The organism is Prochlorococcus sp. MIT 1307, from assembly GCF_034092395.1.
In the GTDB taxonomy this organism is placed as follows: Bacteria; Cyanobacteriota; Cyanobacteriia; order PCC-6307; family Cyanobiaceae; genus AG-363-K07.
On sequence record NZ_CP139301.1, the window covers coordinates 1,264,922 to 1,289,869 of the forward strand.

Below are 24,948 nucleotides of genomic sequence, written 5' to 3' on the forward strand. Positions count from 1 at the left end.
ACACAATCAGGACAATGCAGAGATAAACTCTTCGCGCGCGAAATCTAGTGCGCTATTTAATGCGGTTACATCACGACCACCAGCTTGAGCACATGTAGATCTGCCACCACCACCACCGCCACAAAGTTTGGCTATAGAGCCAACAAACTGGCCAGCATGGAGGCCTCCAGTAACAATCTGCGAGCCAAAATTAGCAACAAATATAACTTTCTTTTGATCACTAAGATCTGGCTGTCCAGCAAGAATTACTGCTGCATTTTTACCAAGTTTATCAACTAGACTCTGAGCTGCATTTTGAAGCGCATTACCGTCAATTCCATCTAGACGTTTTACTAGATATTGACTATCCTTTATAGTTATTGACTCATTAGATAATGACAATACCTTTACAAGGGCAAGTTCCTCATGCGCTACTGCAAGAGCCTTCATTGTCGACTTGACTTCATTCTGAAGGGATGCAACTCGCCCCACTATTTGGTTTGGTTTAACCTTAAAACGTTCACCAAGTTCCTTCACTATTCCATCTCTCTCCTGCAAATAGTCTAAAACTCCTTGACCTGCAAGGGCTTCGATTCGACGAATACCAGAAGCAATGCCACACTCAGAAACAATCTTAAAAATACCTAGCTCAGATGTGTTCTTAACATGTGTACCACCACATAATTCCATGGATACGTCTGGAATATCAACAACTCGAACTAGATCTCCATACTTCTCGCCAAACATCGCAACAGCTCCACTCGCCATAGCCTCTTCTATCTCCATCTCCTGAATAACAAGAGGATGGGCCTCAGCAATCCAACTATTCACAAGCTTTTCAAGCTGCTCTAATTCAGCAGGATTAATCTCTCTAGGGGCATGGAAGTCAAAACGTAACCGATCAAAATTTACTAATGAGCCAGCCTGAGAAATACCAGGATCAATAACCTGTTTCAGAGCCGATTGCAACATATGAGTAGCCGTATGATTTGATTGAACTCGGCGGCGAGCGATATGGTCAACTCGACAATCAACTGTATCACCCTCCTTCAAAGTTCCTCGTGTAATGCGGCCTGCATGAACAAATACATTATCGTTACGAGTAACCGTTTCAATCTCAACTAAAGCACTATTATTTCCAAAATCAACGCCAACTAACGTTCCACAATCTCCTACTTGACCACCACCCTCGCCATAAAATGTAGTCGTATCGAGTGCTATCTGCACACTATCATCAATACTAGCTATCTTAGCAGGTTTGCCATTAACTAAGAGCCTTTGAACTGTGCAGCGGGACTCCAACAATTCATAGCCCAAAAAATTCGTACTTTCTAAATCAATAGCCATTTGATCAACCGCATCTTGGACAGTGAGATCAATACTGATACTCGCAGCTTTTGCACGTTGCCGTTGCTCAGCCATAGCCCTATCAAAGCCCTCAACATCAACAGAAAGATTATTTTCTTCGGCGATTTCCTGCGTGAGTTCTAATGGGAAGCCATAAGTATCATATAACTCAAAGGCCTTTTCTCCGCTAATCCTACTTGGTTTCTCGCTTAGTAAATCCACCAACAACTTTTCTCCACGCTCAAGGGTTTCTAAAAAACGAGCTTCTTCCCTTTGCAACTCTTGCAATATCACATCTCGTCGTTCCAATAGTTGTGGATAAACAGACTCCATCAAATTAATCGCTGTCTCCCCCATCTCAACAAGAAATGGCTTCGCAATACCAATCAGACGTCCATGGCGAATAACTCGACGGACCAATCGCCTCAAAATATATCCACGGCCTAAGTTACTGGCAGTCACACCATCACAAATCAAATGAGTAACAGCTCGACTATGATCCCCGATAACCTTTAAAGACGTTTTTCTTTGAATATCAACTTTTTTGTAGTCAATGTCTGCAAGCAATGCAGCTTTTTGAATCAAAGGATAAATAAGATCCGTTTCATAATTATTAGGAACTCCCTGCAAGATTTGTGCCATTCTCTCTAAACCCAAACCTGTGTCAATATTGCATTTCTCAAGAAGTGTCAGCTTTCCTAAAGCATCCCGGTTGTATTGCATGAATACCAAGTTATAAAACTCGATAAATCTTGTATCATCATCAAGATTAATTCCTATATCACCCAACTCAGGCTTGAAATCGTAATAGATCTCAGAGCAAGGCCCACAAGGTCCTGTAGGCCCAGAAGCCCAAAAATTATCTGCCTCATCCATCCGAATAATTCGATTAGGGTTCACACCCACTACTTCACGCCAAATCACTTCGGCTTCATCATCTTCTCGAAAAACACTAACAACAAGATTTTTAGGATCTAGACCAAATACCTGAGTGCTCAGTTCCCAGGACCACTGAATTGCTTCCTTCTTGAAATAATCACCAAAAGAGAAATTTCCAAGCATCTCAAAGAATGTGTGATGCCTAGCAGTACGACCCACATTCTCAATGTCATTAGTACGAATACATTTCTGACTAGTAGTTGCCCTAGCTGCCGGCCGCTCCTTTTGCCCCAGGAAAACAGGCTTAAAAGGCAACATCCCAGCAATAGTCAAAAGAACCGTTGGATCCTCAGGTACTAATGAAGCACTAGGTAAAATCTGATGTTGTCGCTCAGCAAAAAACGCTAAAAAAGCATTTCGAATCTGGCCCCCAGTCCAAGTTTGCGACATTTCAATAGGCGATGATCGTTCAACGGTCATAACGCACCTGAAGATAAGAAAAAGATCCAACAGTCATGATGGCCTTTAAAGATGTCCAGAAGTTAATCATCATCCCACTAAATCCAATGAGTAAGAGTAAATAGGCGTGCAATCTCAGGGAACACCCTCCTTGCAAGAATTGCTCTACATCTTCTCAGAGTCTTATAACATTCGATATCACTTCAATGATCCTGTCCCAAGACGGCTTATAGCCTAAAAGATGTGTTTGTTGGATCATATATTCACGAAATAAACCTTCAATGAACTGACTCGCAAGCTCATCTACTGGCATCATTAGTTATGGAACCCCTCTAGTGGTGGTTGCTGCTACTTAGCAGCGCATTCCAACTTCAAGAGACCCAAGTCATGAATTTTGCGTCGCGGCCATGAGCCTGCTGCACGCTACCTGGCTTCCAGCCATTAGAACCCCGACCAGCTCAGGTCGGCCAGCACTTCTTGTGTGGGCAGATAAATGGCAAGTTGCAACTCCAGCAGGTCCAAACGCAACTCCAGCGCTACATCCTTTTACCCTTACGCCGGAAAATCTGCGAACATGGCTGAATGAAAAAGATTTGTTGCCAGCGGGCATTATTGATGCAACTGCGTGTCTAACTCTTCCAAGTAGAGCTCTGAAATTCAAAGGCAAAGGAAAGACAACCCAAAAAGCAAAAGAAAGCATAAGCGAACCACAATGGACTGGTCTACCCTTGCAAGCAGGAGAACCTATTCCTAAGCAATGTGAATGGTGGCCCTGGCAAGTACAAGGCTTAGCTATAGAGCCTGCTGAAGCCACAGCCTGGCTTGCAAAACTTCCTCTATCCGGACGTCATCCAGATCTAGGTGAAGAACTAAGATGGTGGAGCCATTTGCAACGATGGGCTCTTAGTCTCATTGCCCGTGAACGTTGGCTACCACAAGTTGAACTAAGTAGAGGTGAAGGCTATCCCCATCGCGCTAGATGGGTGCCACTATTAAATCGTGAAGATGATAGACGCAGATTAGAAGAGCTGGCAGCACGGCTTCCTCTCGTCGCAACTTGTGCCCTTCCATGGCGAGAACCAACTGGTAAAAGAAGCAATCGAACAACCCGACTCAGACCAGAGGCAATGAGAGCCGCCAATCCAATTGCCTCATGCAGACCTCGCAGTGGTCGTCTTCGAGTGGCAAATCTTTTAGAAGAACTCGTAGATGCACAACTAAGAAAAGATTTTGAAGCCAATGCGCCGAACCTTGACCCATTACTTGCTACTTGGCAGGAAGCGCTTGCATCAGAGACAGGTGTTATTACACTCCCCGATGAAGAAGCCAAGCGCCTAGCCACAGCAAGTAGTCACTGGCGAGAAGGGGTGGCAGGAAATGTTGCTGCAGCCAGAGCTTGTCTGGAATTGTTTACACCTTCTAAAGGTGAAGATCTCTGGGAATTACGCTTCGCATTACAAGCTGAAGCAGACCCAACGCTCAAAGTACCTGCAGCCACAGCCTGGGGAGCTGGCTCACAAGTTCTTCAACTTGGAGAAATTCGAGTAGAGCATCCTGGTGAAGTCCTTTTAGAAGGTTTAGGGCGCGCACTCACTGTTTTTGAACCAATTGAAAGAGGTCTTGAGAGCGCGACACCAAATTCAATGCAACTATCTCCAGCAGAGGCTTTTGTACTGGTACGAACCGCTGCGTCTCAACTGCGTGATGTTGGAGTAGGTGTAGAGCTACCACAAAGCCTCTCAGGTGGATTAGCAAGTCGACTTGGGTTAGCAATTAAGGCAGAACTTTCTGAGACCTCACGCGGTTTCACTCTTGGTGAAAGCCTTGACTGGAAATGGGAGCTAATGATTGGAGGTGTGACTTTAACTCTCCATGAACTAGAGCGACTGGCTGGCAAGCGAAGTCCACTTGTACTACACAAAGGCGCCTGGATTGAATTGCGGCCAAATGATCTAAAAAATGCAGAGCGCTTTTGCAGTAGTAATACAGAACTAAGTCTCGATGATGCACTGCGACTTACAGCAACTGAAGGTAATACGCTGATGAAACTTCCTGTGCATCGCTTTGAGTCTGGACCAAGACTTCAAGGAGTCTTAGAGCAATATCACCAAAAAAAAGCTCCCGATCCGTTACCTGCACCAGATGGATTTAGTGGTCAATTAAGACCTTACCAAGAGCGAGGGTTGGGATGGTTAGCTTTTCTTCATCGATTCGATCAAGGTGCATGTTTGGCCGACGATATGGGTCTGGGTAAAACCATCCAACTACTTGCATTCTTACAACATCTGAAAGCCGAGCAAGAACTCAAGCGACCAGTATTACTTGTTGCTCCAACTTCTGTACTAACAAATTGGAAAAGAGAAGCTCATGCATTCACTCCAGACCTACAAGTTCGTGAACACTATGGACCGAAACGACCTACTACTAACCCTCAGCTCAAACAAGCACTAAAAAATATAGACCTAGTCTTAACAAGCTATGGCCTCATGCAACGAGATAGTGAGCTACTTGAAACAGTCGATTGGCAAGGAGTGGTAATCGATGAAGCTCAAGCCATAAAAAATCCTCAGGCAAAGCAAAGTCAAGCAACACGTGATATTGCAAGAGCTGCTAAAAGCAACCGTTTCAGAATCGCCTTAACAGGTACACCTGTAGAAAATCGAGTTAGTGAGTTATGGGCACTCATGGATTTTCTTAACCCTAGAGTTCTTGGAGAAGAAGACTTTTTTCGTCAACGCTATCGCCTACCAATTGAGCGATATGGGGACATGTCTTCATTAAAAGATCTAAAAGCTCGTGTAAGTCCTTTTCTCCTTCGTAGACTTAAAACAGACAAGGCAATCATCTCAGATCTTCCAGAAAAAGTGGAACTGAGTGAATGGGTAGGTCTTAGCAAAGAACAACAAAGTCTCTATCGCAAAACAGTTGAAGACACCCTAGATGCAATTGCAAAAGCTCCAAGAGGTCAACGTCATGGCAAAGTGCTTGGACTACTCACACGTCTAAAGCAAATCTGTAATCATCCTGCCTTAGCACTTAAAGAGAAAATTGTTGAAGAAGGTTTTATAACACGCTCAGCCAAGCTTCAAAGACTTGAAGAAATTTTGGAAGAAGTTATCGAAGCAGGTGATCGAGCACTGCTATTTACCCAATTTGCAGAGTGGGGACATCTACTACAAGCATATCTCCAGCAAAGATGGCTTTTTGATGTCCCCTTTTTACACGGCAGTACCACCAAAACTGAGCGACAAGCAATGGTCGATCGATTCCAAGAAGATCCTCGTGGACCACAAATTTTCTTACTTTCTCTGAAAGCTGGAGGCATAGGTCTTAACCTCACACGAGCCAGTCACGTTTTTCACATAGATCGGTGGTGGAATCCTGCCGTGGAAAATCAAGCAACAGATCGTGCCTACCGTATAGGTCAGGAAAATAGAGTCATGGTTCACAAATTTATTACAAGCGGATCTGTTGAGGAAAAAATTGATCAAATGATTCGAGAAAAGTCTCGACTAGCCGAAGACATTATTGGTTCTGGTGAAGATTGGCTTGGAAGTCTAGGTGTTAGTGAATTGCGTGAATTAGTCCAATTAGAAGACAATTAATTTCATGGCAAATTCGTCCATCAACAATTCAGAAATTACAACTGCCCTCAGTGAAAAAGGTCTAGGGCAACAACCCTGGTGGGTTGAACAATGGATGGAACTTATTAATTCGTATAGGTTTAAAAAACGACTCGAAAGAGCATGGACTTACGCGAGAGAAGGGAACGTAACCTCGATCCGTTTCGAGGGCCGAAGAGTCCATGCAAGAGTTCAAGGGACTGAAGAAGACCCATACAAAGTCAAACTCTGGCTTGACGTTCTAAATGACGAAGATTGGAGCTACGTTCTTGAAGCCCTAACCCAAAAAGCACGTTGGTCTGCCCAATTATTAGCAGGAATTATGCCAGCAGATATAGAAAGAGCTTTCGCTGCAAGTGGACGTCGCTTATTCCCCTTCAAGCTACAAGAAGTTCGTAGTGAATGTAATTGCCCTGATAAAGCTAATCCCTGTAAACATATCAGTGCTATCTATTTCCTTATGGGAGATCGCTTCAGCGAAGATCCCTTTGTTCTATTTCAATTACGAGGACGCACCAGAACAAAATTACTGCAAGACTTAGCAGAACAACGTCTAGAGGTACTCGCAAATATCACAAAAGCCAATGAAAAAGAGAATGCAAAGAGTAAGAAAATAAATGACAACGATGAGACTCCTAGCTCGCCTCATCCAGCCGTAATAGACCCAAGTCTTTGGTGGAAGTATGAAGGCAGTCTCAATTCCGATCTAGTCGTAATCACACCAGCAATGGATGGAGAAACTGGCCTAGATGCCGCAGGAGAACTCCCTCTTGCAGAGGAACCACTTTTCCCTGAAGCTCGCAAAACCTTCCTTAATCACTTACATAAGCAAGGTGCAAAAATCGCGCAGCAAGCAATGCTTCAAGCAATGGCAACCGGTGAATAAAGCTCAAGCCCCATGGCATACAAAAAAGACATTAAGGGTGATACATCTACTATTAACCTCATATCAAAATGCCTTTAAACAAAGTTTATTAAACTCTCCTGAAGAGTTGAGTTCACAGCTACAACAAGCCAAGATATTGTTTGCTCTAAAAGAGCCTGTCATCGCACATAACAATGAGAAAGATCCTTGTTTAAATTATGCAAATGCTGCAGCGCTACAACTATGGGGTAGAGGTTGGGACGAAATGATCGGCATGCCTTCTCGACTAACAGCCCCAATAGAAGAGCGTGAAGAACGACAATATGCCTTAAATAAGGCAATTACAAAACATGCGGTCAAAGATTATGAAGGCATCAGAATTAACAGTAAAGGCGAAGTTTTCATGATAAAAAATGCACGTATATGGACAATTTTTGACGAAAATGGTGAACTCCGTGGTCAAGCCGCAACCTTCGATTGGTGGCAGAAAATCTAAAAAACAACTAAAAGAAAATCCCTTCTTTGGGCAAATCAGAACTTAAATAGAGAAGAGTCTGTTCAAATTAATAGATCATGCAACGTAGAAAACTACTTGCAACTAGTGCTACTGCCCTTACTGCAGCAGTAGGTACAGGTTTCCTCAGCTCTTGCACAATTCGTCAAGAAAGCCCAAAAAACGCCATCTCTTTACCCCAAACCAGATGGCGCATGGCAACTAGCTGGCCGATTTCACTAGACACAATCTATGGTGGCGCCGAAACCATCAGCGAAAGAGTTAATGCATTAAGCGGTGGGAACTTCCAAATCAAACCTTATGCTGCAGGCGAAATAGTTCCTGGCCTAGAGGTACTAGATGCCGTACAAACTGGTTCAGTGGAATGTGGTCATACTGCCAGTTACTACTACAAAGGGAAAAATCCGTCTTTTGCTTTTGGAACTTCCGTACCATTTGGTCTCACTGCACAACAACAAAATGCCTGGCTTTATGAAGCAGGTGGCATAGAAGCAATGAATCAAATATTTGCCGATTTTGGGGTAATCAGTTTTCCAGCTGGAAACACAGGAGCACAAATGGGAGGCTGGTTTAAACAAAAACTTGAAGGCCTCCAATCGCTACAAGGACTCAAAATGCGTATCCCAGGACTTGGTGGTGAAGTAATGGCTGAGTTAGGTGTAAATGTTCAAGTTTTGCCAGGGGGTGAGGTATATCTAGCACTTGATCGTGGAGCAATTGACGCAGCTGAATGGACAGGTCCCTATGACGATGAAAGACTTGGTTTTGCGCGAGCAGCTCGTTTCTATTACTACCCGGGATGGTGGGAACCGGGACCAACTCTCAATGCTCTAGTAAACCAAAAAGCTTGGAACAAGTTGCCTAGTGAATACAAAGCAATTTTCACCACAGCTTGCTACGAAGCAAACCTAACTATGCTGAGCCGTTACGATACTCTCAATGGTGCTGCCCTTCAACGACTTCTTAAAAGTGGAACTGAACTAGTTCCCTATGAACAAAAAATTCTTCAGGCTGCGGAAGAGGCATCCTTCCAACTATATGCAGACCTCTCTGCAAAAAATCCAAGCTTTCGTTTGCTCTTTAACGAATGGCAAAAATTCCGTAAGGAAGTTTCCTCATGGAACAAAGTCAATGAATTTTCATTGTCAAGCTTTAGTTATACAGAAAGATGAAACAATGGCTAGCCTTTAGCACGCGGATAGACAATCTCAACAAGAAGGTTGCAGTAATTGCACGTTGGTCCATATTCTTAATGCTTGGATTAGGCCTTTGGAATGTAATTGGTCGGTATGTAGGTGTAGCTATAGGTCACAATCTAAGCTCAAACAGACTCATAGAAGCGCAATGGTATTTATTTGATTTGGCTTTCTTGTTGGGATTAGGATGGACATTACAAAATCAAGGGCATGTAAGAGTAGACGTACTGCAAGGACGTTGGAGTGAACGACGAAAAGCAAAAATCGAACTATTAGGTACTCTGCTTCTGCTGTTACCTTTTGCACTTGGAATCATGGCTATATCTATTGAACCCACCCTTCATTCTTGGAGTATTGCTGAAGTCTCACCTGATCCAAATGGACTGCCTCGCTATTGGGTAAAAACTCTGATTCCCATAGGCTTTCTTTTATTAGCTCTACAAGGATTTTCAGAAGCAATTCAAAACTGGGGAAAAGTCAAAAACTCATCTTCGAGAACTACACCGCCAGACAACATAAATAAGGAGAATTATCTTGATTGAAATTGAACTACTTGGTTATGTAATCAGTCTAAATCTAACAGTAATGCTTGGACCAGGAATGTTTCTGGCACTAGTAGTCGTCCTATTAAGTGGTTTTCCAGTGGCTTTCTGTTTAGGTGGCATTGCAGTGATCTTCTCATTATTTGGGATGGCACTCGGTGTAATCGACCCCATTTTTGTCACTGCCATGCCACAAAGAATAATGGGGATCATGGCCAACTTCACATTGCTTGCTATCCCGGCCTTTATCTTCATGGGAGCGATGCTCGAAACCTCAGGCATCGCGGAACGACTACTAGAAAGTATGGGCAAAATCTTAGGGAGGCTCCGTGGAGGCTTAGCCCTTGCCGTTGTGCTCGTTGGATCATTACTTGCTGCAACGACAGGCGTCGTTGCAGCAACCGTAACAACTATGGGGCTAATTTCTCTTCCTGCAATGTTACGAGCAGGCTATGACCGCTCTCTAGCAACCGGTGTTATTGCAGCATCAGGAACACTGGGACAAATTATTCCACCAAGCATTGTGCTAGTGGTACTTGGAGACCAACTCGGAGTTTCAGTTGGAGATTTATTTCTCGGTTCTCTGATCCCAGGAATATTAATGGCCAGCGCATTTGCAGTTTACGTAATCATAATTAGTGTTCTTAAGCCAGAACTTGCTCCCCAAGAACGTTCAATAGATCTTGCGCCAATTGAACTTATAAAGCTTGTACAAATAATGATTCCACCATTGGGCCTAATCATGGTGGTCCTTGGAAGCATCTTTTTCGGGATCGCAACGCCCACAGAAGCAGGAACATTAGGTGCAATTGGAGCAATTGTCTTAGCTGCAATACACAGAGGTTTCAGTCGAACAGCCCTCTCCAAAGTGTGTGACGAAACCCTGAAAACGACATCAATGGTTATGGCAATTTTACTTGGGTCAACTGCATTTAGTTTGGTTTTCCGAGGTTTAGGAGGCGATGAACTAATCGCAAACGTTTTACTCAACCTTCCAGGGGGAAAAGTCGGTTTCATGGCATTCAGCATGCTCATTATTTTCTTTTTGGGCTTTTTTATTGACTTCTTCGAAATTGCCTTTATTGCTGTTCCACTACTCCTGCCTGCGGCGCGTCAACTCCTTGGACCAGATGCTCTCCTTTGGCTAGGTGTAGTCATCGGAGCAAACCTCCAAACATCATTTCTAACTCCTCCTTTTGGCTTCGCTCTTTTTTATTTGCGAGGAGTGGCACCGAAATCGATTACAACTAAAGAAATATATATGGGGGCGCTACCATTCGTAGCAATTCAAATTGGCATTTTATGCTTAATAATAGTTGCTCCAGCTCTTGTGAACTGGCTTCCAAGTTTGTCTTGGTCTTAAGCAATCACCTTCATTTTGCAAAATCTCTTTCTTAAAGTCTCACTATTGGTAACAGGATCCCATGGCAGCGAATGAATCCATTGCCACGGTTACAACAAAAACCCAAGTAGCCAGGTTGTCTTTGCAATGCAAAATCATTGGCAAAGACACTAGTGCAATCAGATCACTTGACTGGGACCGCAGTCGTTTCGATATTGAATTTGGTCTCCGCAATGGAACGACTTACAACAGCTTTGTGATCAAAGGAACCAAAACAGCACTCATAGATACCAGTCACAGCAAATTCCGAAGCAAATGGCTTGATCGACTAAAAGAGACAATTAATCCAAAAGAAATCGATTATCTAATAGTTAGTCATACAGAACCTGACCATTCAGGCCTAATAAGCGATGTACTTAATCTAAATCCTGAAATCGAAATTGTAGCTTCAAAAGTAGCAATACAATTCCTTAAAAATCAAATACACAGACCTTTTAAATCAATAACTATCAAAAATGGTAATAAGCTTGATCTTGGTATCAACCCATTGAGCGGAGTTGATCACAGCTTTGAGTTCTTCAACACACCCAATCTTCACTGGCCAGATACAATTTTTTCATTCGATCACGGAACTGGCATTCTCTATACGTGTGATGCATTTGGGCTTCATTATTGCTCGGATCATCTATATGACGATGAGCCAGAAGCAATTGCCTCAGATTTTCGTTTCTATTATGACTGCCTAATGGGGCCAAATGCACGCAGCGTCTTACAGGCGTTAAAGCGCATAGAAACATTGCCCACGATTAACACAATCGCAGTAGGCCATGGCCCACTCTTGCATCATCACATAAGCCTATGGACAAATAATTATCGTGAATGGAGTAACCAACGAAGTAAAGGTGAACGGTATGCAGCCGTTTGCTATCTAAGTCAATACGGATTTTGCGATCGACTTAGCCAAGCAATTGCACACGGAATTAGCAAAGCAGATGCACATGTGCAACTCGTAGATCTACGCGCAACTGATGTTCAGGAACTCAGTGCTCTCATCAGTGCAGCTGACGCAGTTGTAGTGCCAACATGGCCAAACGAAGTAAATCCAGAATTACGAAGTTCAATCGGAACCCTCCTTGCGGCCTTAAAGCAAAAACAATGGATAGCGCTTTACGACTCGTTTGGAGGTAACGATGAGCCTATAGATACTTTGGCAAGTCAACTAAGAAAACTAGGCCAAAAAGAAGCATTCTCTCCTTTACGAGTCAAAACAATCCCAGATGGTAATACTTTCCAACGCTTCGAAGAAGCAGGAACTGATCTAGGTCAATTGCTCAATAAGAAACAAAGTATTGCCGCAATGAAAAGCCTAGATGGCGATCTAGATAAAGCTTTGGGCCGTTTAAGTGGTGGGCTCTATGTAGTAACAGCTAGCCAAGAAGAAGGAACAACTAAAAGAAGTAGTGCAATGATTGCGAGTTGGGTTAGCCAAGCCAGTTTCAAACCACCTGGACTAACTGTTGCTGTTGCAAAAGACAGAGCGATAGAAACTTTGATGCAAGTCGGTGATCGTTTTGTCATCAATATTTTAAAAGAAGACAACTATCAACCTCTACTCCGACATTTTCTAAAACGCTTTCCACCTGGAGCCGATCGCTTTGCTGGGGTCAATATTTTGACAGATGTTGCTCAAGGCGGTCCAGTCCTGTCAGACGCATTAGCTTTTCTAGGTTGTCAGGTTGCACAACGCCTGGAAGGTCCAGATCACTGGATCATTTACGCAATTGTCGAGGAAGGAAGTGTGGCAGACACAGAAGCTAATACAGCTGTACATCATCGAAAGGTTGGTAATCACTACTAATGAAAAGTCCTATTCGCCAAGAGTCTGATAATCAAGCAGACATGCTACAGCTAGTAAGTATTCCTATAGAGGAAGGGCTAGTAAGCCTTCGAGGCTTAAGCCCCAAACGCTTACGTTTTGAACTTGAATATGGACTTGAAAGAGGTAGCACAGACAACAGCTTCCTTTTTACTAGCGACAAAAAATCCAAAACAGATCACCAAATTGCAATACTGGTGCATCCACCAGGAGCGATCTATTCTCAAGTATTCTTGCCAGCACTTGCTAATGCCCTAAAGGATAACAACAGCCAATTAAAAGTCATAGTTGGCCATGTCAATCCCAACAGGGTAAAACTCCTCAAACAATTAAAAGAAATTTACCCAAATCTTCAATTAATCAGTTCAAATCCAGCTGCAAAATTACTAAAAGAACTCTGGAATCAACGCAAACCTATACCACCTGGAAAACAACAGGAGAATGATTCATTAGGTCCCCCATTCCCAATACTCCACATTGTCAGGCAAGAAGAAACAATAAATATCAATCACAATTACCAACTCAAACTGATACCAGCACCTACACCCCATTGGCCAGGAGGTCTACTGGCATTCGAAGAACAGCTCGGTTTATTAATGAGCGACAAGCTCTTTGCTGCTCATATATGTACGCCAAAATGGGAAGAATCGAACAGGAGTAGTACTGAAGAAGAGCGACGTCACTTCTATGACTGTTTGATGGCACCTATGCAAAATCAAGTAACTTCTATTGTGGACAGACTTGAAGAACTAGATATCAAAAGTATTGCACCTGGTCATGGGCCAACGATAGAAACAAGTTGGCGTAGCCTACTTAACGACTACCGTAGATGGGGAGAAGGGCAACAACAAGCTTCAATCAAAGTAATTTTATTATTCGCCAGCGCATATGGTAATACTGCAGCCATTGCTGACGCACTAGCCAATGGAATTGCCAAAACTGGAGTACGTGTCGAAAGCCTAAATTGTGAATTTATTTCCCCAGAGGAGCTAAACCAGGCGATCCAAGAAGCTGACGCATATCTCATTGGCTCTCCAACACTCGGAGGACACGCCCCCACTCCGATCGTCTCAGCCCTGGGTGCTTTATTAGCAGAAGGAGATAGAGAAAAACCTGTAGGAATTTTTGGAAGTTATGGATGGAGTGGCGAAGCTTTGGATCTTCTAGAAAACAAACTTCGCAATGGAGGCTTCAAGTTTGGGTTTGCGCCAATCAAAATCAAATTCAGCCCAGATACCGCAATGGTCAAAACCCTGGAAGAAACAGGATCACTGTTTGGTAGAGGCCTTCTTAACACACAAAAGCGTCAACAACGTCGTGCCACTGGTGGTATGACTACAAGTCGGAGTGATCCTGCAATACTCGCTCTAGGCAGAATCGTTGGATCATTAAGTGTATTAACTACTCGAAAGGGACATAAAGAAGAACAATTAAGTGGAGCCATGGTCGCAAGTTGGGTCAGCCAGGCCAGTTTTAATCCGCCAGGCCTAAGTATTGCTGTAGCCAAAGATCGAGCTGTAGGGAGCCTGCTTCATAGTGGAGATATTTTCACGCTTAATGTGCTTGCCCAAGGACGACATACCTCAATCATGAAAAAATTCTTACAGCCTTTTCCACCTGGTGCAGACCGATTTGCAGATATAAATGTCGAGAACAGTCCTCAAGGGCAGCCAATACTCCCAGACGCATTAGCTTGGCTAGAAGGCTCGGTAAAACAGCGCATGGAATGTGGCGATCATTGGCTAATTTATGCAGAGATCACTAATGGCAAGGTTATAGATTTACAAGGAATTACAGCAGTGCATCAAAGGCGCAGTGGAGCCAATTATTAATACTCCAAACTCAACTTTTCCTGCACAATTATCTTAATAGAAATCCCAATGAGCTCTCCAACAAAACTCCTAGTTATCACAGCAAGTAATGGCGAAAATCTACAGCTGGCCCAACGATTTATCCAAACAGGGAGAAAGCTCGGGGCTACGACAGAACTACTTGACCTAACCACCCTCGATCTGCCTCTTTACAATCCCCGCACTCATGCACAAGAAGGAATTCCTCCTGTAGCAAAATCATTATCTAATCAAATGGAGGGTATCTCACATTGGGTCATATGTGCACCTGAATACAACGGATCTATTCCGCCAGTTTTTACAAGCGCTCTCGCCTGGCTCTCAGTACAAGGAGACGACTTTAGAAATTTATTTAATGGAAGACCAATTGCTATGGCCAGTTTTTCTGGAGGTGGTGGCATGGAATTATTACTCTCACTACGAATACAACTCACACATTTAGGGGCACAAGTCGTTGGACGTCAACTAATGAGCAATAACAACAAACCAGCCCAAGATGAGTCAATAGAAGACCTATTGCATCGTCTTTTGCAAATGAAACCACTACAACTTTAAAAACTCAGAAAGAACTGCCGCAAATTTTAATTTCAAATAAACAAACTAGACGTTACAAACACTATATATAGTGGCCAAACACTACATATAGTGTTATGTAATGTTTACATGAATAATTCAAGTCCCCTCTGAAATGGGATTTCAACCCTCTAAGAACGTTGTGTTTCGTTATCGAGGATTTCTACTCCTCAAACAACCCAACAAAACATGGCTAGTAAGACCAGAAAGAAGCCCAATGTTATTGCTTCCATTTAGAACACATAATTGTTCACTCGCAGAAGTAAAAGAGATATTAGAAAAAAAACTATCCCAAACAATCGATATACCTCAAGCCGCTTAAAGCTTAGATAAGGAAAGCCAAGCTAACGTATATCATCTGGGAATGGCACGATTTTGGTTCCATGCCTCAAGCACCTTGAGCGCCATTGGCAAAGCGTGAACAGAGCCTCCACCAGGAGTATTTTGGGCAAAAGCAACAATGACTATCTCAGTTGCTTGATATGGAACAAAACATACGAACCAAGCATGATCCGAACCACCAGTACTATCTTCAGCGGTCCCAGTTTTTCCAGCTACTGGAGGAAGATTGGGCAAACGTAAATTGAGAGTAGAGGCAGTTCCTGCCTCTACAACTTTTCTAAGGCCACGACGTAATGTCTCCAAAGTTGTAGGTTGAATATTCACTTTCTTACGATGCTTAGAAGAAGTCCAATCAATATCTAAATCTGCCAAATGAGGAGTAACCAAATAACCACCATTCGCAAAAACTGCATAGGCACGTGCAAGTTGCAAAGGTGTAATTTGCACAACAGCTTGGCCTATAGACGCACTGGCTATATCTTCTGGAATCCAAGGGGTTTGACCAGGTCTACCCCACCCACGACCTTTTGCCGCCCATTCCTTATTACCAACAATACCTTTGCTTTCTTCATAACCAATTTCAATACCCGTAAGAGCATCAAACCCTAATGCAGTAGCCGCGTTATATAAAGCCCTTGCACCTACACCTACACCTACTTGATAAAAAAAAGTATTGCTTGAAAAACGCAAAGCATCCTCATATCCAATCCATCCATACCCTTTACGATTATGCTCAGGAAAGCAATGACTACCATATTTAATACAAGGCGACGTCTTCAAACGAACATCAGATGGAAACTTCCCGCTTTCCATACCAGCCATTGCTGTGACAGGTTTCCAAGTACTGCCAGGGTCATAAGCATTAATTGCCCTACTAAATAAAGGCATGGATGGCGACAAAAAAAGTTCGTCATATTCCTTTTGAGGCGTAAAAGGTTTTGAAAAGAAGTTAGGATCAAAAGTTGGCCTACTTGCCATAGCACGAATAGCTCCTGTACGTGGATCAAGTACGACTACTGCTCCAGCAGACTTATCAGCCAAGGCCTCTTCAGCTGCCAATTGCAAGCCCAAATCAATTGTCAAAACAAGATCCTTACCTGCTTTTGGAGATTTAAAACCAAGACTCCGCTGAACATTGCCAGAAGCATTAACTTCCAGCATCTCTCCTCCCCATTTCCCTCGAAGAATCTCTTCATAAGCTGCCTCTACCCCAGTTCTTCCAATCCGGTCTGATATTTCATAACCTTTCTCATTTAAAACTTTGAATTCTTGTGGAGTAATTGGTTGGGTATAACCCAACACATGAGAGGCGAGCGTCCCATGTGGGTAATAACGAACCAACTCCACATCCACCTGAGCACCTTTAAGGCTGCGATCTCTTTCCTTAAAGCGCAAAACCTGCTCTGGTTTTAGGTTTCTAGACAAAGTAATTCTAAAAGGATCATTCCAAACACCTCTCCGAAAACGCGTGTCTAAAGATTCTTTAGGAAGTTGAAGAAGCTCAGAAAGACGATCACGTAGTAAAGGCCATTTTGAGTCAGTCACTAGTCTTGGTTGAACAGAAAGGGAATATGTCAGCTTGCTATCAGCCAATATTTTGCCTTGACGATCTAATAAACGGCCACGAATTGGAGGCCTGGAAACCAAGCGCACTCGATTTTCATCTGCAAGCTTTCTATAAAAAGCGCCCTGCAAAACCTGTAACCAAAAAAGACGTCCTGCCATTGCGCCAAAAACAATAAGCAAAAGCAGAACAAAAACATTTGGCTGATTACTCAGGCCAATTGTTCGATTATTGCTTACATCCTGCTGAACAGTTTCCTTCATTTAGTAGACCCTTATTCAGAAGTAAGGTTTTTCGTATCAGAACAATCTTCAAATAGGCACTGCTCTAGTTCATTCATATCATCTTCAATCATGTCTAAAAACTGCATTAAAGACTCTTGATCCAACGTCTGCTCATTCTGAGGATTTGTTGTGACCTCAATAGCAACCTTTACAGGCACAACAGGGTTCCCAAGGCCTGGACTGACCTGATCCAATTGTTCTCGCAAAATTTTTGCTGCAGGCTCTCCTTCTATTTTTAAATCTGCTAAAGGAGCATCTGAAGCAGTAAAAACTTCAGCAACCTTGCTGGGACCACCCTGCCTGGCCCGTTCAACCATAGCCATTCCAATAGGCAGAACATCCTGCATAAGAGAAAGACGAAGTTTGTCTATTGGATCATCCGCCATCAGAAGCTGAGGCTGAAATATCTACCTAACTCCAGTTTGCTCGGAAGGCATCAAAAATGGTGGACAATTCACATTTGAAACACCTAATGACCAGCCAGTAAACCCTGCCAAAAAGACAACCGCAACAAAAGGCACAACAGCTTGTTGAGTTGTCTCATGACAGACCCATTCCTTTAATGAACGCCAAAAACGTTCCCTCTCAAAACGCTTCCTTTCTCTAGATTCTTGATTCCACCTTCTTCGAAATGATTTTTCAACCCACCGCTCAAAAGATCGTTTTTTAGTAACAGCCATCTTTCGCTCTACCTCCAGAAGCTGACCAGAGCTCAACTCAGGATTGAAAGTGCTAATAAGCTCAAGACTCTTAAGAAACATCTCAACAGAAGCATCCTTAATTGCACCTTCTTCCTCATCTAAAGCACTCCAGTCCAATTCAGGATAAAAACGACTGCGATTTAGCTGTATTTGGTCCTCACCAAGTTGGCCTGGCTCTCTCAACCAACGATCAGTATTGGTATCAAACCGCCGCCAATAAAGGAAAGGGTTTATATAAATAGTTTTACCTGCAAGCTGGATGCTGTCCTGGTGCAAACGACGTTGCAACTTCACATCCTGTTCTAAAGCAGAGGTCAAGGAAATCCAAGTCAGTGGCCCAGAATATCGAGCTATCCCCTTTTGCACCAGCCCTTGATCTCTAGCCGAGCACAAAAAGCAATGAATTCCTATCTACAGGTATCATCTCAAAATAAATATAAAACAACATCTTTTTACTAATGTGAGAAAAACCTTTTGAGAGTAAATATTTGATCCTTATATTATTCACACCAATTTTTCATTTGCGAGTCAATCCATTGAAGCAAATCAAAGTTCGAAAAATTCCTAGCAAGTTTATAGTCAATACAAGCACCAAGATTATCTCCTAACTCTAACCTCGCTAAAGCTCTATTATAATAAGAAATTGCATACTTTGGGTTGATACTTATTGCTTTATTAAAGTCATCAATTGCACCATCGACATCTCCTAATTTTTTTTTAGCATTTGCACGATTATTATATGATTGAAAATAGTCAGGCTTTAATTTTATAGATTGATTAAAGTCATCAATCGCACCTTCATTATCTAATAATGCTTGACTCCTAACACTACCTCTATTGTAATAGGCAATAGCACTATTAGGGTTAAGCCTGATCAACTCACTAAAATCATCAATCGCACCTTGATAATAACCTAAATTATTCTTAGCATTTCCACGGTTCTGATAAGCGCTGAAATAATTAGGTTTTAATTGTAATGCATTTGTATAATCAGCAATAGCGCCTTTATAATCTAAAAGTTCATACTTTAAATTTGCCAGTTTACCAAAAGCAAGTGCATTAGTTGGGTTAAGCTGCAGAACCTTATTATAGTCATAATTGGCTCCTTTCAAATCACCTAAATCCTTCTTTATAATACCTCGATTATAATAAGCAATCTCATAGTTAGGGTTAATTACTATTGCCTTAGTGTAATCAGAAGTAGCTCCTTTGTAATCACCTAATTTCTTCTTTGCATTACCGCGGTTATTATATGCTAGAGCATAAGTTGGATTTAATTCTATTGCTTTAGTAAAAGCATTAATTGCACCTTCCATATCTCCAATCCCTTTTCCTTTGGCAGTACCTAAATTATAGTAAGCAAAGGAATTCTGCGGATCAACTTTTATTGCCTTATTAAAATCAATAATTGCAGATTTAAAATCACCTCGCTTTGCTTTTTCAATGCCAGAGTTTATATATAACGAAGCATTCTGCGCATAAGCGACAGAACAGTAAGTTTGAAGTAGCAAAAGTATGAAAGAGAAAAGATATTTATTCGTCAAGACAGAAGATTTTAATAAAAACATTTTTAAAAACCAATTCAATAGACACGGTTAACTCATAATTCAAAGCTATTCCCATTAACGATTTCTAGATTAGTAGTCTAATGATTGAGTGGGATTAGCTTACCTACTATAGCGTAGAAGTATTTTCCTATCGCACAGGGACGCTATCTTCCAGCATCAGCACATATACCTCTTATCAAGCTTTACAAATTAATTAATACTGGCAATGTCATAATCTCCTAATTAAACTTGTAGCCAAGCAAGCAAGGTCATTCCTAAAAATCAATTAATTGCATGAATTGGCAATACAATTACTTTCCTCTAAAAGCAACGATAAGAGGTCGAAAATATATTCTATATAAAAGTCAAAAGATCATTACAAAAGAAGATATTTTGCTCTTCGAGCAATAGCTAAAGCAATCCAAAAGAAAATTTCTTTGCTCCAAGAAAATAAAAATTAATTGATTGCTTTTATTCCCACTCAATCGTACCTGGCGGCTTACTTGTTATATCTAATACCACTCGATTTACCCCTTCAACCTCATTGACTATTCTATTAGAAATGCATTCTAAAGTTTCATAAGGCAAACGAGACCAGTCAGCTGTCATTCCATCTTCACTAGAGACACAACGAACTACAATTGGCCAGTCATAAGTGCGTTGATCACCCATAACTCCTACAGAGCAAACTGGTAGTAAAACAGCAAAAGCTTGCCAAACATCATTATAAAAACCAGCTTGTCGAATTTCCTCTCGAACAATTAAATCAGCATCTCTTAAACAATTAAGTTTTTGATTCGTTACTTCACCAAGAATACGTATAGCCAGACCTGGCCCTGGAAAAGGATGCCTTCTTACTATTTCCTCTGGAAGACCTAAAGATCTACCAACCTTGCGAACCTCATCTTTAAATAATCGTCTCAGTGGCTCTACTAATTTAAATTGTAAATCCTTTGGCAAGCCACCAACATTATGGTGACTCTTTATCTTTACCGCTACTCTTTCACCTGTAGCAGGGTCAACATTAGTACCCGCACTCTCAATGACATCAGGGTAAAGAGTGCCTTGTGCAAGGTAATCAAAAGGGCCTAAACGAACACTCTCTTCTTCAAAAACTCTTATAAACTCTGCTCCAATAACCTTTCTCTTCTCTTCAGGGTCTGTAATGCCTTGAAGTTTGTTGATAAATCTTTTACGAGCATTAATATATTCAACATTAATATGAAACTGTTTATCAAAAAATTGCATAAGGAACTCAGGTTCCCCTTTGCGCATAAAGCCTTGATCGATAAACATGCAAGTTAACTGATCTCCAATCGCCCTATGAAGGAGAAAAGCTAGGGTGGATGAATCAACTCCCCCTGATAAAGCAAGAAGCACCCTTTTCTGACCCACTTGAGCGCGAACCTGAGAAACAGCTTCGTCAATAAATGTCGTTGTAGTCCAATCTGGCCGACAACCACAAATTTCATAAACAAAATTTTTAATCAAGGTCATGCCATGAGTCGAATGCACTACCTCAGGATGAAACTGAACACCATAAAGTCTCAGCTTTTCAGCAGCAATAGCTGCTTCAGCAGTATTGGCTGTATGTGCTAATCGAACAAACCCTTCAGGTAACTCTTTAACTGCATCTCCATGACTCATCCACATAGTTGAGCCATTAACAACTTTATTTAGCAATGAAGTTGAATCATCAACTTGCAAAGGAGCCTTACCATATTCTGCTTTCCCCGAAGCAATATCCACAGCCCCGCCTAACTGATGGACCATTAACTGCATTCCATAACAAACTCCAAGAATAGGAATGCCCAAATTCCATATAGAAGGATCACAAAGCGGCGCTCCTGGGGCATACACAGAGTTTGGTCCCCCACTAAGAATGATTCCTTTCGGAGACAATTCCTGCAGTTCATTTGCAGAAGTTCGGTGACTCATCACCAAGGAAAAAACCTCAGTTTCCCTGATCCTTCTGGCAATTAGCTCGGAATACTGTGAACCAAAATCCAGGATGATAATTGTCGGTTTGCGCTGAGTATCCACAGAGAAAGAAGGCATATGAACAAAAGAACGCGTTCAATAAAAATTTAAGAACATTCAGACTAGAGAAGAAATCAAATCTACTTCTCGAGAGTCACCCCTAAAACATCAAGCTGTTGACATCCACAAGGTCCAGCCCATCGTATTTGGCGCTGACGATCAAATAATGCTGCTCCTATCTCCATAGGCCATGAGCCGTAACGAGCAACATAAGCATTACTTCTTTGCTCAACAACCAATGCAACCCTGTCCCAAAGGTTTTGAGCAAATTCTGGTTCAGTCAATTCCAAACTCAATAAAGCTGCCTCTACCGAAGCTGCCTCACCAATGGATTGAATCAAGTGCAATGGAATTCGCTCAGCCACAGCTAAAGCTGTAAGCACTTCTAATCGTCCATCAGCCAAATGATGATGTGTATGAAAAATTCCACCTGCAAGCTTTACCAACTTGCCGTGATAGCCCAATAACAAAAGTTTTTTTACTCCAGACTCAGCAGCAACTATTAACAGCGGTCCCACCCAATTACCAACTTTCAGAATTTGTGTAGGAGAAAAACCTAGCTTCAAAGCCAAATCAAAACCATTTTCCCCAATCACAAATATGAAAACGTCAGCGAAATTTGAAACAGCACACTTAGAGCGAAGTGACTCGATAGTGCTTTGCAATTGTTCAGGAGAAGCACTTATTTGAGCCTCTGCTTGTGTCCCTATAAGTGCAAGGCCCTCAACCACTCCAAAAGCCTCATTACTAGTTCGTTTTGCTAACTCACGCCCTGCGGGAAAAACAATCTCTACTCTCAAAGTATGCCCAGTGGGCACCAAAGATCGCAAATTGCAATGCAATAACTCCCGTGCAAAGCCAGATAAACAAAGGTCACCAGTGGACTCATGTTTACCTACACCCATACCTGCAACAAGCTTTAACCACGAATCAGAAAAAGAGTCGGGCAATCCATCTGTGTCTTCAGGCTTTTGCTGTAATTTCACACATGCCCAAATTTCTAAATTCCTTGTTATGTCAAGCCCTTTATGAGAATCGGCATAGCTAATGCCAATCGCTTGGTTACCCCCAGCAATTAATGCAGCAGAGCTCACAGGAACAGTTAATGATTCCTTTCGATCAGGCAAAACAATAGTTAGTGATGGCAAGAACTGCTGACCAACCAACACTTGAGTTGCAGCCTTTGCAGCAGCTGTGACCCATACAGGCAGAGTTAAGCCGCTAGAGCCAGAAGACAAATTGACGATAAAAGGAACCTGCTCAGTTAGTTTTTTAGGATGACGCATTATGAATCCCTTGACCATGCAGGACAAACTCACCCTGATGATCCCGGGACCCACACCAGTACCAGAAAAAGTCCTCAGAGCATTAGGTAAGCACCCAATTGGACATCGCAGTAAAGAATTTCAATCAATAGTTAGCCATACTTCCGAACAACTCAAATGGTTGCATCAAACCAATAATGAAGTGCTAACAATCACTGGTAGTGGCACTGCCGCGATGGAGGCAGGAATAATCAATACTTTGAGCCGTGGGGCCAAAGTGCTTTGTGGAGATAATGGAAAATTTGGAGAAAGATGGGTAAAAGTTGCAAAAGCTTTCGGACTCCAGGTTGAAGTGGTGAAAGCAGAATGGGGGTGTCCACTAGATCCTGAAAAGTTTCAAACAGCTCTGAATGAAGATAAAAATAAAGAAATTCAAGCAGTAATTCTCACTCACTCTGAAACATCAACAGGTGTAATCAACGATCTGCAAACAATCAGCAAATATGTGCAAACTCACGGCCGTGCAATCACAATCGCTGATTGTGTCACGAGTCTTGGTGCTTGCAATGTTCCCATGGACGAATGGGGCCTAGATGTTGTTGCATCAGGATCGCAAAAGGGCTACATGATTCCTCCAGGTCTCAGCTTCATTGCAATGAGCGAAAGAGCTTGGCAAGCACAACAAACTTCAGATCTCCCAAAGTTTTACCTCGATTTAGAGCCTTATCGAAAAACAGCTGCAAACAACAGCAATCCTTTTACTCCAGCAGTCAATCTCTACTTCGCTTTGGAAGCGGCATTAGAAATGATGCAAGAAGAAGGATTAGAAGCAATATTTACTCGGCATGCTCGACACCGGTCTGCAACTCAAGCTGGTATTAAAGCAATGGGACTTACCCTTTTTGCAAAAGAAGGTCACGGTAGTCCAGCCATTACTGCAGTTTTGCCAGAAAGAATTGATTCAGAAACAATAAGGAAAATTGTCAAGCAAAAGTTTGACATTCTCTTAGCTGGTGGACAAGATCATTTAAAAGGAAAAATCTTCAGAATTGGACATCTAGGCTTTGTTAGCGATCGAGATGTCCTAACAGCAATCTCATCAATTGAAGCAAGCCTCCAATCTCTTAATCTCCTAACTACTCCAATGGGAGCTGGAGTAGCAGCAGCAGCGAAAATTCTTCAATAGAATCTTGATGCAATATCAAAGAAAAATAAATTAGAATATTTGAAATGCGGGTGTAATTCAGCGGTAGAATGTCAGCTTCCCAAGCTGAACGTCGCCGGTTCGAGTCCGGTCACCCGCTTCTTAAAAAATTATTGATCATAGTTAATAGATATTTTGACATGATTTATTAAGCCCTAACAATCATCTAGAAGGACATTTAAAGTATTACTTGAAAGGTAAAAAACGCCAACAAAAATTAATCCAATTCAAACAATAACTTTATCTCGGTTTTATTAGTTGCAAAACTTGTGGGCCAATTACACCTGCTCTTCTTTCTTGATCAAGGGCTTTAAGAATTAAAGTAGCTGCAGCTTTTAAATCACCTGCTTCGGCATGTATGCAAGCAGATTCAAAGAATTTAAGAGCTGTTTTTAAAAAAGCCTCACGTTTCGTATGCGAAGCGTTCATTTTGGTGATCTCACAATAAAACTAGTTGTCTGATTACCTATCTTTGAAAGGTCATTAGATTAAATATTAACGCAATTTGGCTTGTAAAGCAGTCTTTAAATAAACAATAATCCAATTTGACAAAATAAATATTGATTATTTAAAGAAAAAAATTCAAGTGACTGGCAACTAAATTTTAGCACCTAAAGCTACAAAGTCCTGATGCAACAAAAGAAAACTCTGCTCATCACCACTAATCTGAGCAAAAAGCCAAAGGAAATACAAGCTTCTCAAAATAATTGTCACTATAAAAAAACCATGCGTTGAGTGTTGTGACTTACTAAAAGAAGGCCCTGCATCTTTCTGAATTTTTAATAGAACAGTTCTCTGATCCCTTTCACAAGCAAATAGGTCCCAATTTTGTTCGCACACCACTATTGCACATGAGGATGGCTATCTTTTGCGTCACTTTTTAAATGCTCTTGGCATTCTATTAACAACTTTTCGACTCCATCTAATATTTCGATTTCTTCTAGTGAGCTGTGTTT

General features: G+C 41.9%; 19 protein-coding genes and 1 tRNA gene. 12 read left to right on the forward strand and 8 right to left on the reverse strand.

Annotated features, from left to right (window positions below; all coding sequences use genetic code 11):
- Positions 1-6 precede the first annotated feature (6 nt).
- Complete coding sequence (gene alaS, locus SOI82_RS06530) at positions 7-2,685, reverse strand: alanine--tRNA ligase (RefSeq protein WP_320666650.1); 2,679 nt, start codon at positions 2,683-2,685, stop codon at positions 7-9.
- 386 nt (positions 2,686-3,071) lie between these two features.
- On the opposite strand from alaS, the gene SOI82_RS06535 reads away from it, so the two are divergent.
- The 10 genes from SOI82_RS06535 to SOI82_RS06580 all read left to right on the forward strand — a co-directional run bounded on the left by SOI82_RS06535 (position 3,072) and on the right by SOI82_RS06580 (position 15,367).
- A complete protein-coding gene (locus tag SOI82_RS06535) occupies positions 3,072-6,269 on the forward strand; it encodes a DEAD/DEAH box helicase (protein ID WP_320666651.1) in 3,198 nt (1,065 codons plus the stop codon).
- A 4-nt stretch (positions 6,270-6,273) separates the two neighbouring features.
- The gene (locus SOI82_RS06540; protein ID WP_320666652.1) at positions 6,274-7,173 is read left to right on the forward strand and encodes an SWIM zinc finger family protein; all 900 of its coding nucleotides are present in this window, start codon (positions 6,274-6,276) and stop codon (positions 7,171-7,173) included.
- Positions 7,166-7,648 (forward strand): MEKHLA domain-containing protein, encoded by a 483-nt coding sequence (locus tag SOI82_RS06545; protein WP_320666653.1) that lies wholly within the window; start codon positions 7,166-7,168, stop codon positions 7,646-7,648. The genes SOI82_RS06540 and SOI82_RS06545 overlap by 8 nt, the downstream gene beginning before the upstream one ends.
- A gap of 77 nt (positions 7,649-7,725) precedes the next feature.
- Complete coding sequence (locus tag SOI82_RS06550; RefSeq protein ID WP_320666654.1) at positions 7,726-8,838, forward strand: TRAP transporter substrate-binding protein; 1,113 nt, start codon at positions 7,726-7,728, stop codon at positions 8,836-8,838.
- Positions 8,835-9,404, forward strand: coding sequence for a TRAP transporter small permease subunit (locus tag SOI82_RS06555; RefSeq protein WP_320666655.1), 570 nt, complete (start codon positions 8,835-8,837; stop codon positions 9,402-9,404). Before SOI82_RS06550 ends, SOI82_RS06555 begins: the two co-directional genes overlap by 4 nt.
- A gap of 43 nt (positions 9,405-9,447) precedes the next feature.
- Positions 9,448-10,767 (forward strand): TRAP transporter large permease subunit, encoded by a 1,320-nt coding sequence (locus tag SOI82_RS06560; protein ID WP_320668367.1) that lies wholly within the window; start codon positions 9,448-9,450, stop codon positions 10,765-10,767.
- Positions 10,768-10,828: 61 nt separating this feature from the next.
- The gene (locus tag SOI82_RS06565) at positions 10,829-12,604 is read left to right on the forward strand and encodes a diflavin flavoprotein (protein WP_320666656.1); all 1,776 of its coding nucleotides are present in this window, start codon (positions 10,829-10,831) and stop codon (positions 12,602-12,604) included.
- Positions 12,604-14,454 (forward strand): diflavin flavoprotein, encoded by a 1,851-nt coding sequence (locus tag SOI82_RS06570; RefSeq protein WP_320666657.1) that lies wholly within the window; start codon positions 12,604-12,606, stop codon positions 14,452-14,454. The genes SOI82_RS06565 and SOI82_RS06570 overlap by 1 nt, the downstream gene beginning before the upstream one ends.
- 48 nt (positions 14,455-14,502) lie before the next feature.
- A complete protein-coding gene (locus SOI82_RS06575; protein WP_320666658.1) occupies positions 14,503-15,027 on the forward strand; it encodes an NAD(P)H-dependent oxidoreductase in 525 nt (174 codons plus the stop codon).
- A gap of 133 nt (positions 15,028-15,160) precedes the next feature.
- A complete protein-coding gene (locus SOI82_RS06580) occupies positions 15,161-15,367 on the forward strand; it encodes a hypothetical protein (RefSeq protein WP_320666659.1) in 207 nt (68 codons plus the stop codon).
- A gap of 32 nt (positions 15,368-15,399) precedes the next feature.
- Here SOI82_RS06580 and mrdA read toward each other — a convergent pair whose 3' ends face one another.
- The 6 genes from mrdA to cbiD form a co-directional block, all read right to left on the reverse strand.
- Positions 15,400-17,214: a penicillin-binding protein 2 gene (gene mrdA / locus SOI82_RS06585; protein ID WP_320666660.1), complete on the reverse strand. Its 1,815-nt coding sequence runs from the start codon at positions 17,212-17,214 to the stop codon at positions 15,400-15,402.
- Positions 17,215-17,225: 11 nt separating this feature from the next.
- Positions 17,226-17,621, reverse strand: a complete 396-nt coding sequence (locus SOI82_RS06590) for a hypothetical protein (protein ID WP_320666661.1) — start codon at positions 17,619-17,621, stop codon at positions 17,226-17,228.
- Positions 17,622-17,642: 21 nt separating this feature from the next.
- The gene (locus SOI82_RS06595; protein WP_320666662.1) at positions 17,643-18,254 is read right to left on the reverse strand and encodes a hypothetical protein; all 612 of its coding nucleotides are present in this window, start codon (positions 18,252-18,254) and stop codon (positions 17,643-17,645) included.
- Between the two features lie 182 nt (positions 18,255-18,436).
- Positions 18,437-19,522, reverse strand: a complete 1,086-nt coding sequence (locus SOI82_RS06600) for a tetratricopeptide repeat protein (protein WP_320666663.1) — start codon at positions 19,520-19,522, stop codon at positions 18,437-18,439.
- A gap of 432 nt (positions 19,523-19,954) precedes the next feature.
- Positions 19,955-21,541: a glutamine-hydrolyzing GMP synthase gene (guaA, locus tag SOI82_RS06605; protein ID WP_320666664.1), complete on the reverse strand. Its 1,587-nt coding sequence runs from the start codon at positions 21,539-21,541 to the stop codon at positions 19,955-19,957.
- Positions 21,542-21,603: 62 nt separating this feature from the next.
- Positions 21,604-22,809, reverse strand: a complete 1,206-nt coding sequence (gene cbiD, locus SOI82_RS06610; protein ID WP_320666665.1) for a cobalt-precorrin-5B (C(1))-methyltransferase CbiD — start codon at positions 22,807-22,809, stop codon at positions 21,604-21,606.
- A 16-nt stretch (positions 22,810-22,825) separates the two neighbouring features.
- Between cbiD and SOI82_RS06615 the strand changes: the two genes are divergently transcribed.
- Together SOI82_RS06615 and SOI82_RS06620 are read left to right on the forward strand one after the other, a co-directional pair.
- Positions 22,826-23,974, forward strand: coding sequence for an alanine--glyoxylate aminotransferase family protein (locus tag SOI82_RS06615; RefSeq protein ID WP_320666666.1), 1,149 nt, complete (start codon positions 22,826-22,828; stop codon positions 23,972-23,974).
- A gap of 46 nt (positions 23,975-24,020) precedes the next feature.
- Positions 24,021-24,092: transfer RNA gene (locus SOI82_RS06620), tRNA-Gly, on the forward strand.
- A 140-nt stretch (positions 24,093-24,232) separates the two neighbouring features.
- On the opposite strand, the gene SOI82_RS06625 is transcribed toward SOI82_RS06620, so the two are convergent.
- Positions 24,233-24,421 (reverse strand): hypothetical protein, encoded by a 189-nt coding sequence (locus SOI82_RS06625; protein WP_320666667.1) that lies wholly within the window; start codon positions 24,419-24,421, stop codon positions 24,233-24,235.
- Between the last annotated feature and the right edge of the window lie 527 nt (positions 24,422-24,948).

Excerpts from the sequence above, each read along its gene's own strand:
- alaS (WP_320666650.1), bottom strand. The coding sequence starts at position 2,685 with ATGACCGTTGAACGATCATCGCCTATTGAAATGTCGCAAACTTGGACT.
- SOI82_RS06535 (WP_320666651.1), top strand. The coding sequence starts at position 3,072 with ATGAGCCTGCTGCACGCTACCTGGCTTCCAGCCATTAGAACCCCGACC.
- SOI82_RS06540 (WP_320666652.1), top strand. The coding sequence starts at position 6,274 with ATGGCAAATTCGTCCATCAACAATTCAGAAATTACAACTGCCCTCAGT.
- SOI82_RS06550 (WP_320666654.1), top strand. The coding sequence starts at position 7,726 with ATGCAACGTAGAAAACTACTTGCAACTAGTGCTACTGCCCTTACTGCA.
- SOI82_RS06555 (WP_320666655.1), top strand. The coding sequence starts at position 8,835 with ATGAAACAATGGCTAGCCTTTAGCACGCGGATAGACAATCTCAACAAG.
- SOI82_RS06560 (WP_320668367.1), top strand. The coding sequence starts at position 9,448 with ATGCTTGGACCAGGAATGTTTCTGGCACTAGTAGTCGTCCTATTAAGT.
- SOI82_RS06565 (WP_320666656.1), top strand. The coding sequence starts at position 10,829 with ATGGCAGCGAATGAATCCATTGCCACGGTTACAACAAAAACCCAAGTA.
- SOI82_RS06570 (WP_320666657.1), top strand. The coding sequence starts at position 12,604 with ATGAAAAGTCCTATTCGCCAAGAGTCTGATAATCAAGCAGACATGCTA.
- SOI82_RS06575 (WP_320666658.1), top strand. The coding sequence starts at position 14,503 with ATGAGCTCTCCAACAAAACTCCTAGTTATCACAGCAAGTAATGGCGAA.
- SOI82_RS06580 (WP_320666659.1), top strand. The coding sequence starts at position 15,161 with ATGGGATTTCAACCCTCTAAGAACGTTGTGTTTCGTTATCGAGGATTT.
- mrdA (WP_320666660.1), bottom strand. The coding sequence starts at position 17,214 with ATGAAGGAAACTGTTCAGCAGGATGTAAGCAATAATCGAACAATTGGC.
- SOI82_RS06590 (WP_320666661.1), bottom strand. The coding sequence starts at position 17,621 with ATGGCGGATGATCCAATAGACAAACTTCGTCTTTCTCTTATGCAGGAT.
- guaA (WP_320666664.1), bottom strand. The coding sequence starts at position 21,541 with ATGCCTTCTTTCTCTGTGGATACTCAGCGCAAACCGACAATTATCATC.
- cbiD (WP_320666665.1), bottom strand. The coding sequence starts at position 22,809 with ATGCGTCATCCTAAAAAACTAACTGAGCAGGTTCCTTTTATCGTCAAT.
- SOI82_RS06615 (WP_320666666.1), top strand. The coding sequence starts at position 22,826 with ATGCAGGACAAACTCACCCTGATGATCCCGGGACCCACACCAGTACCA.
- SOI82_RS06625 (WP_320666667.1), bottom strand. The coding sequence starts at position 24,421 with ATGAACGCTTCGCATACGAAACGTGAGGCTTTTTTAAAAACAGCTCTT.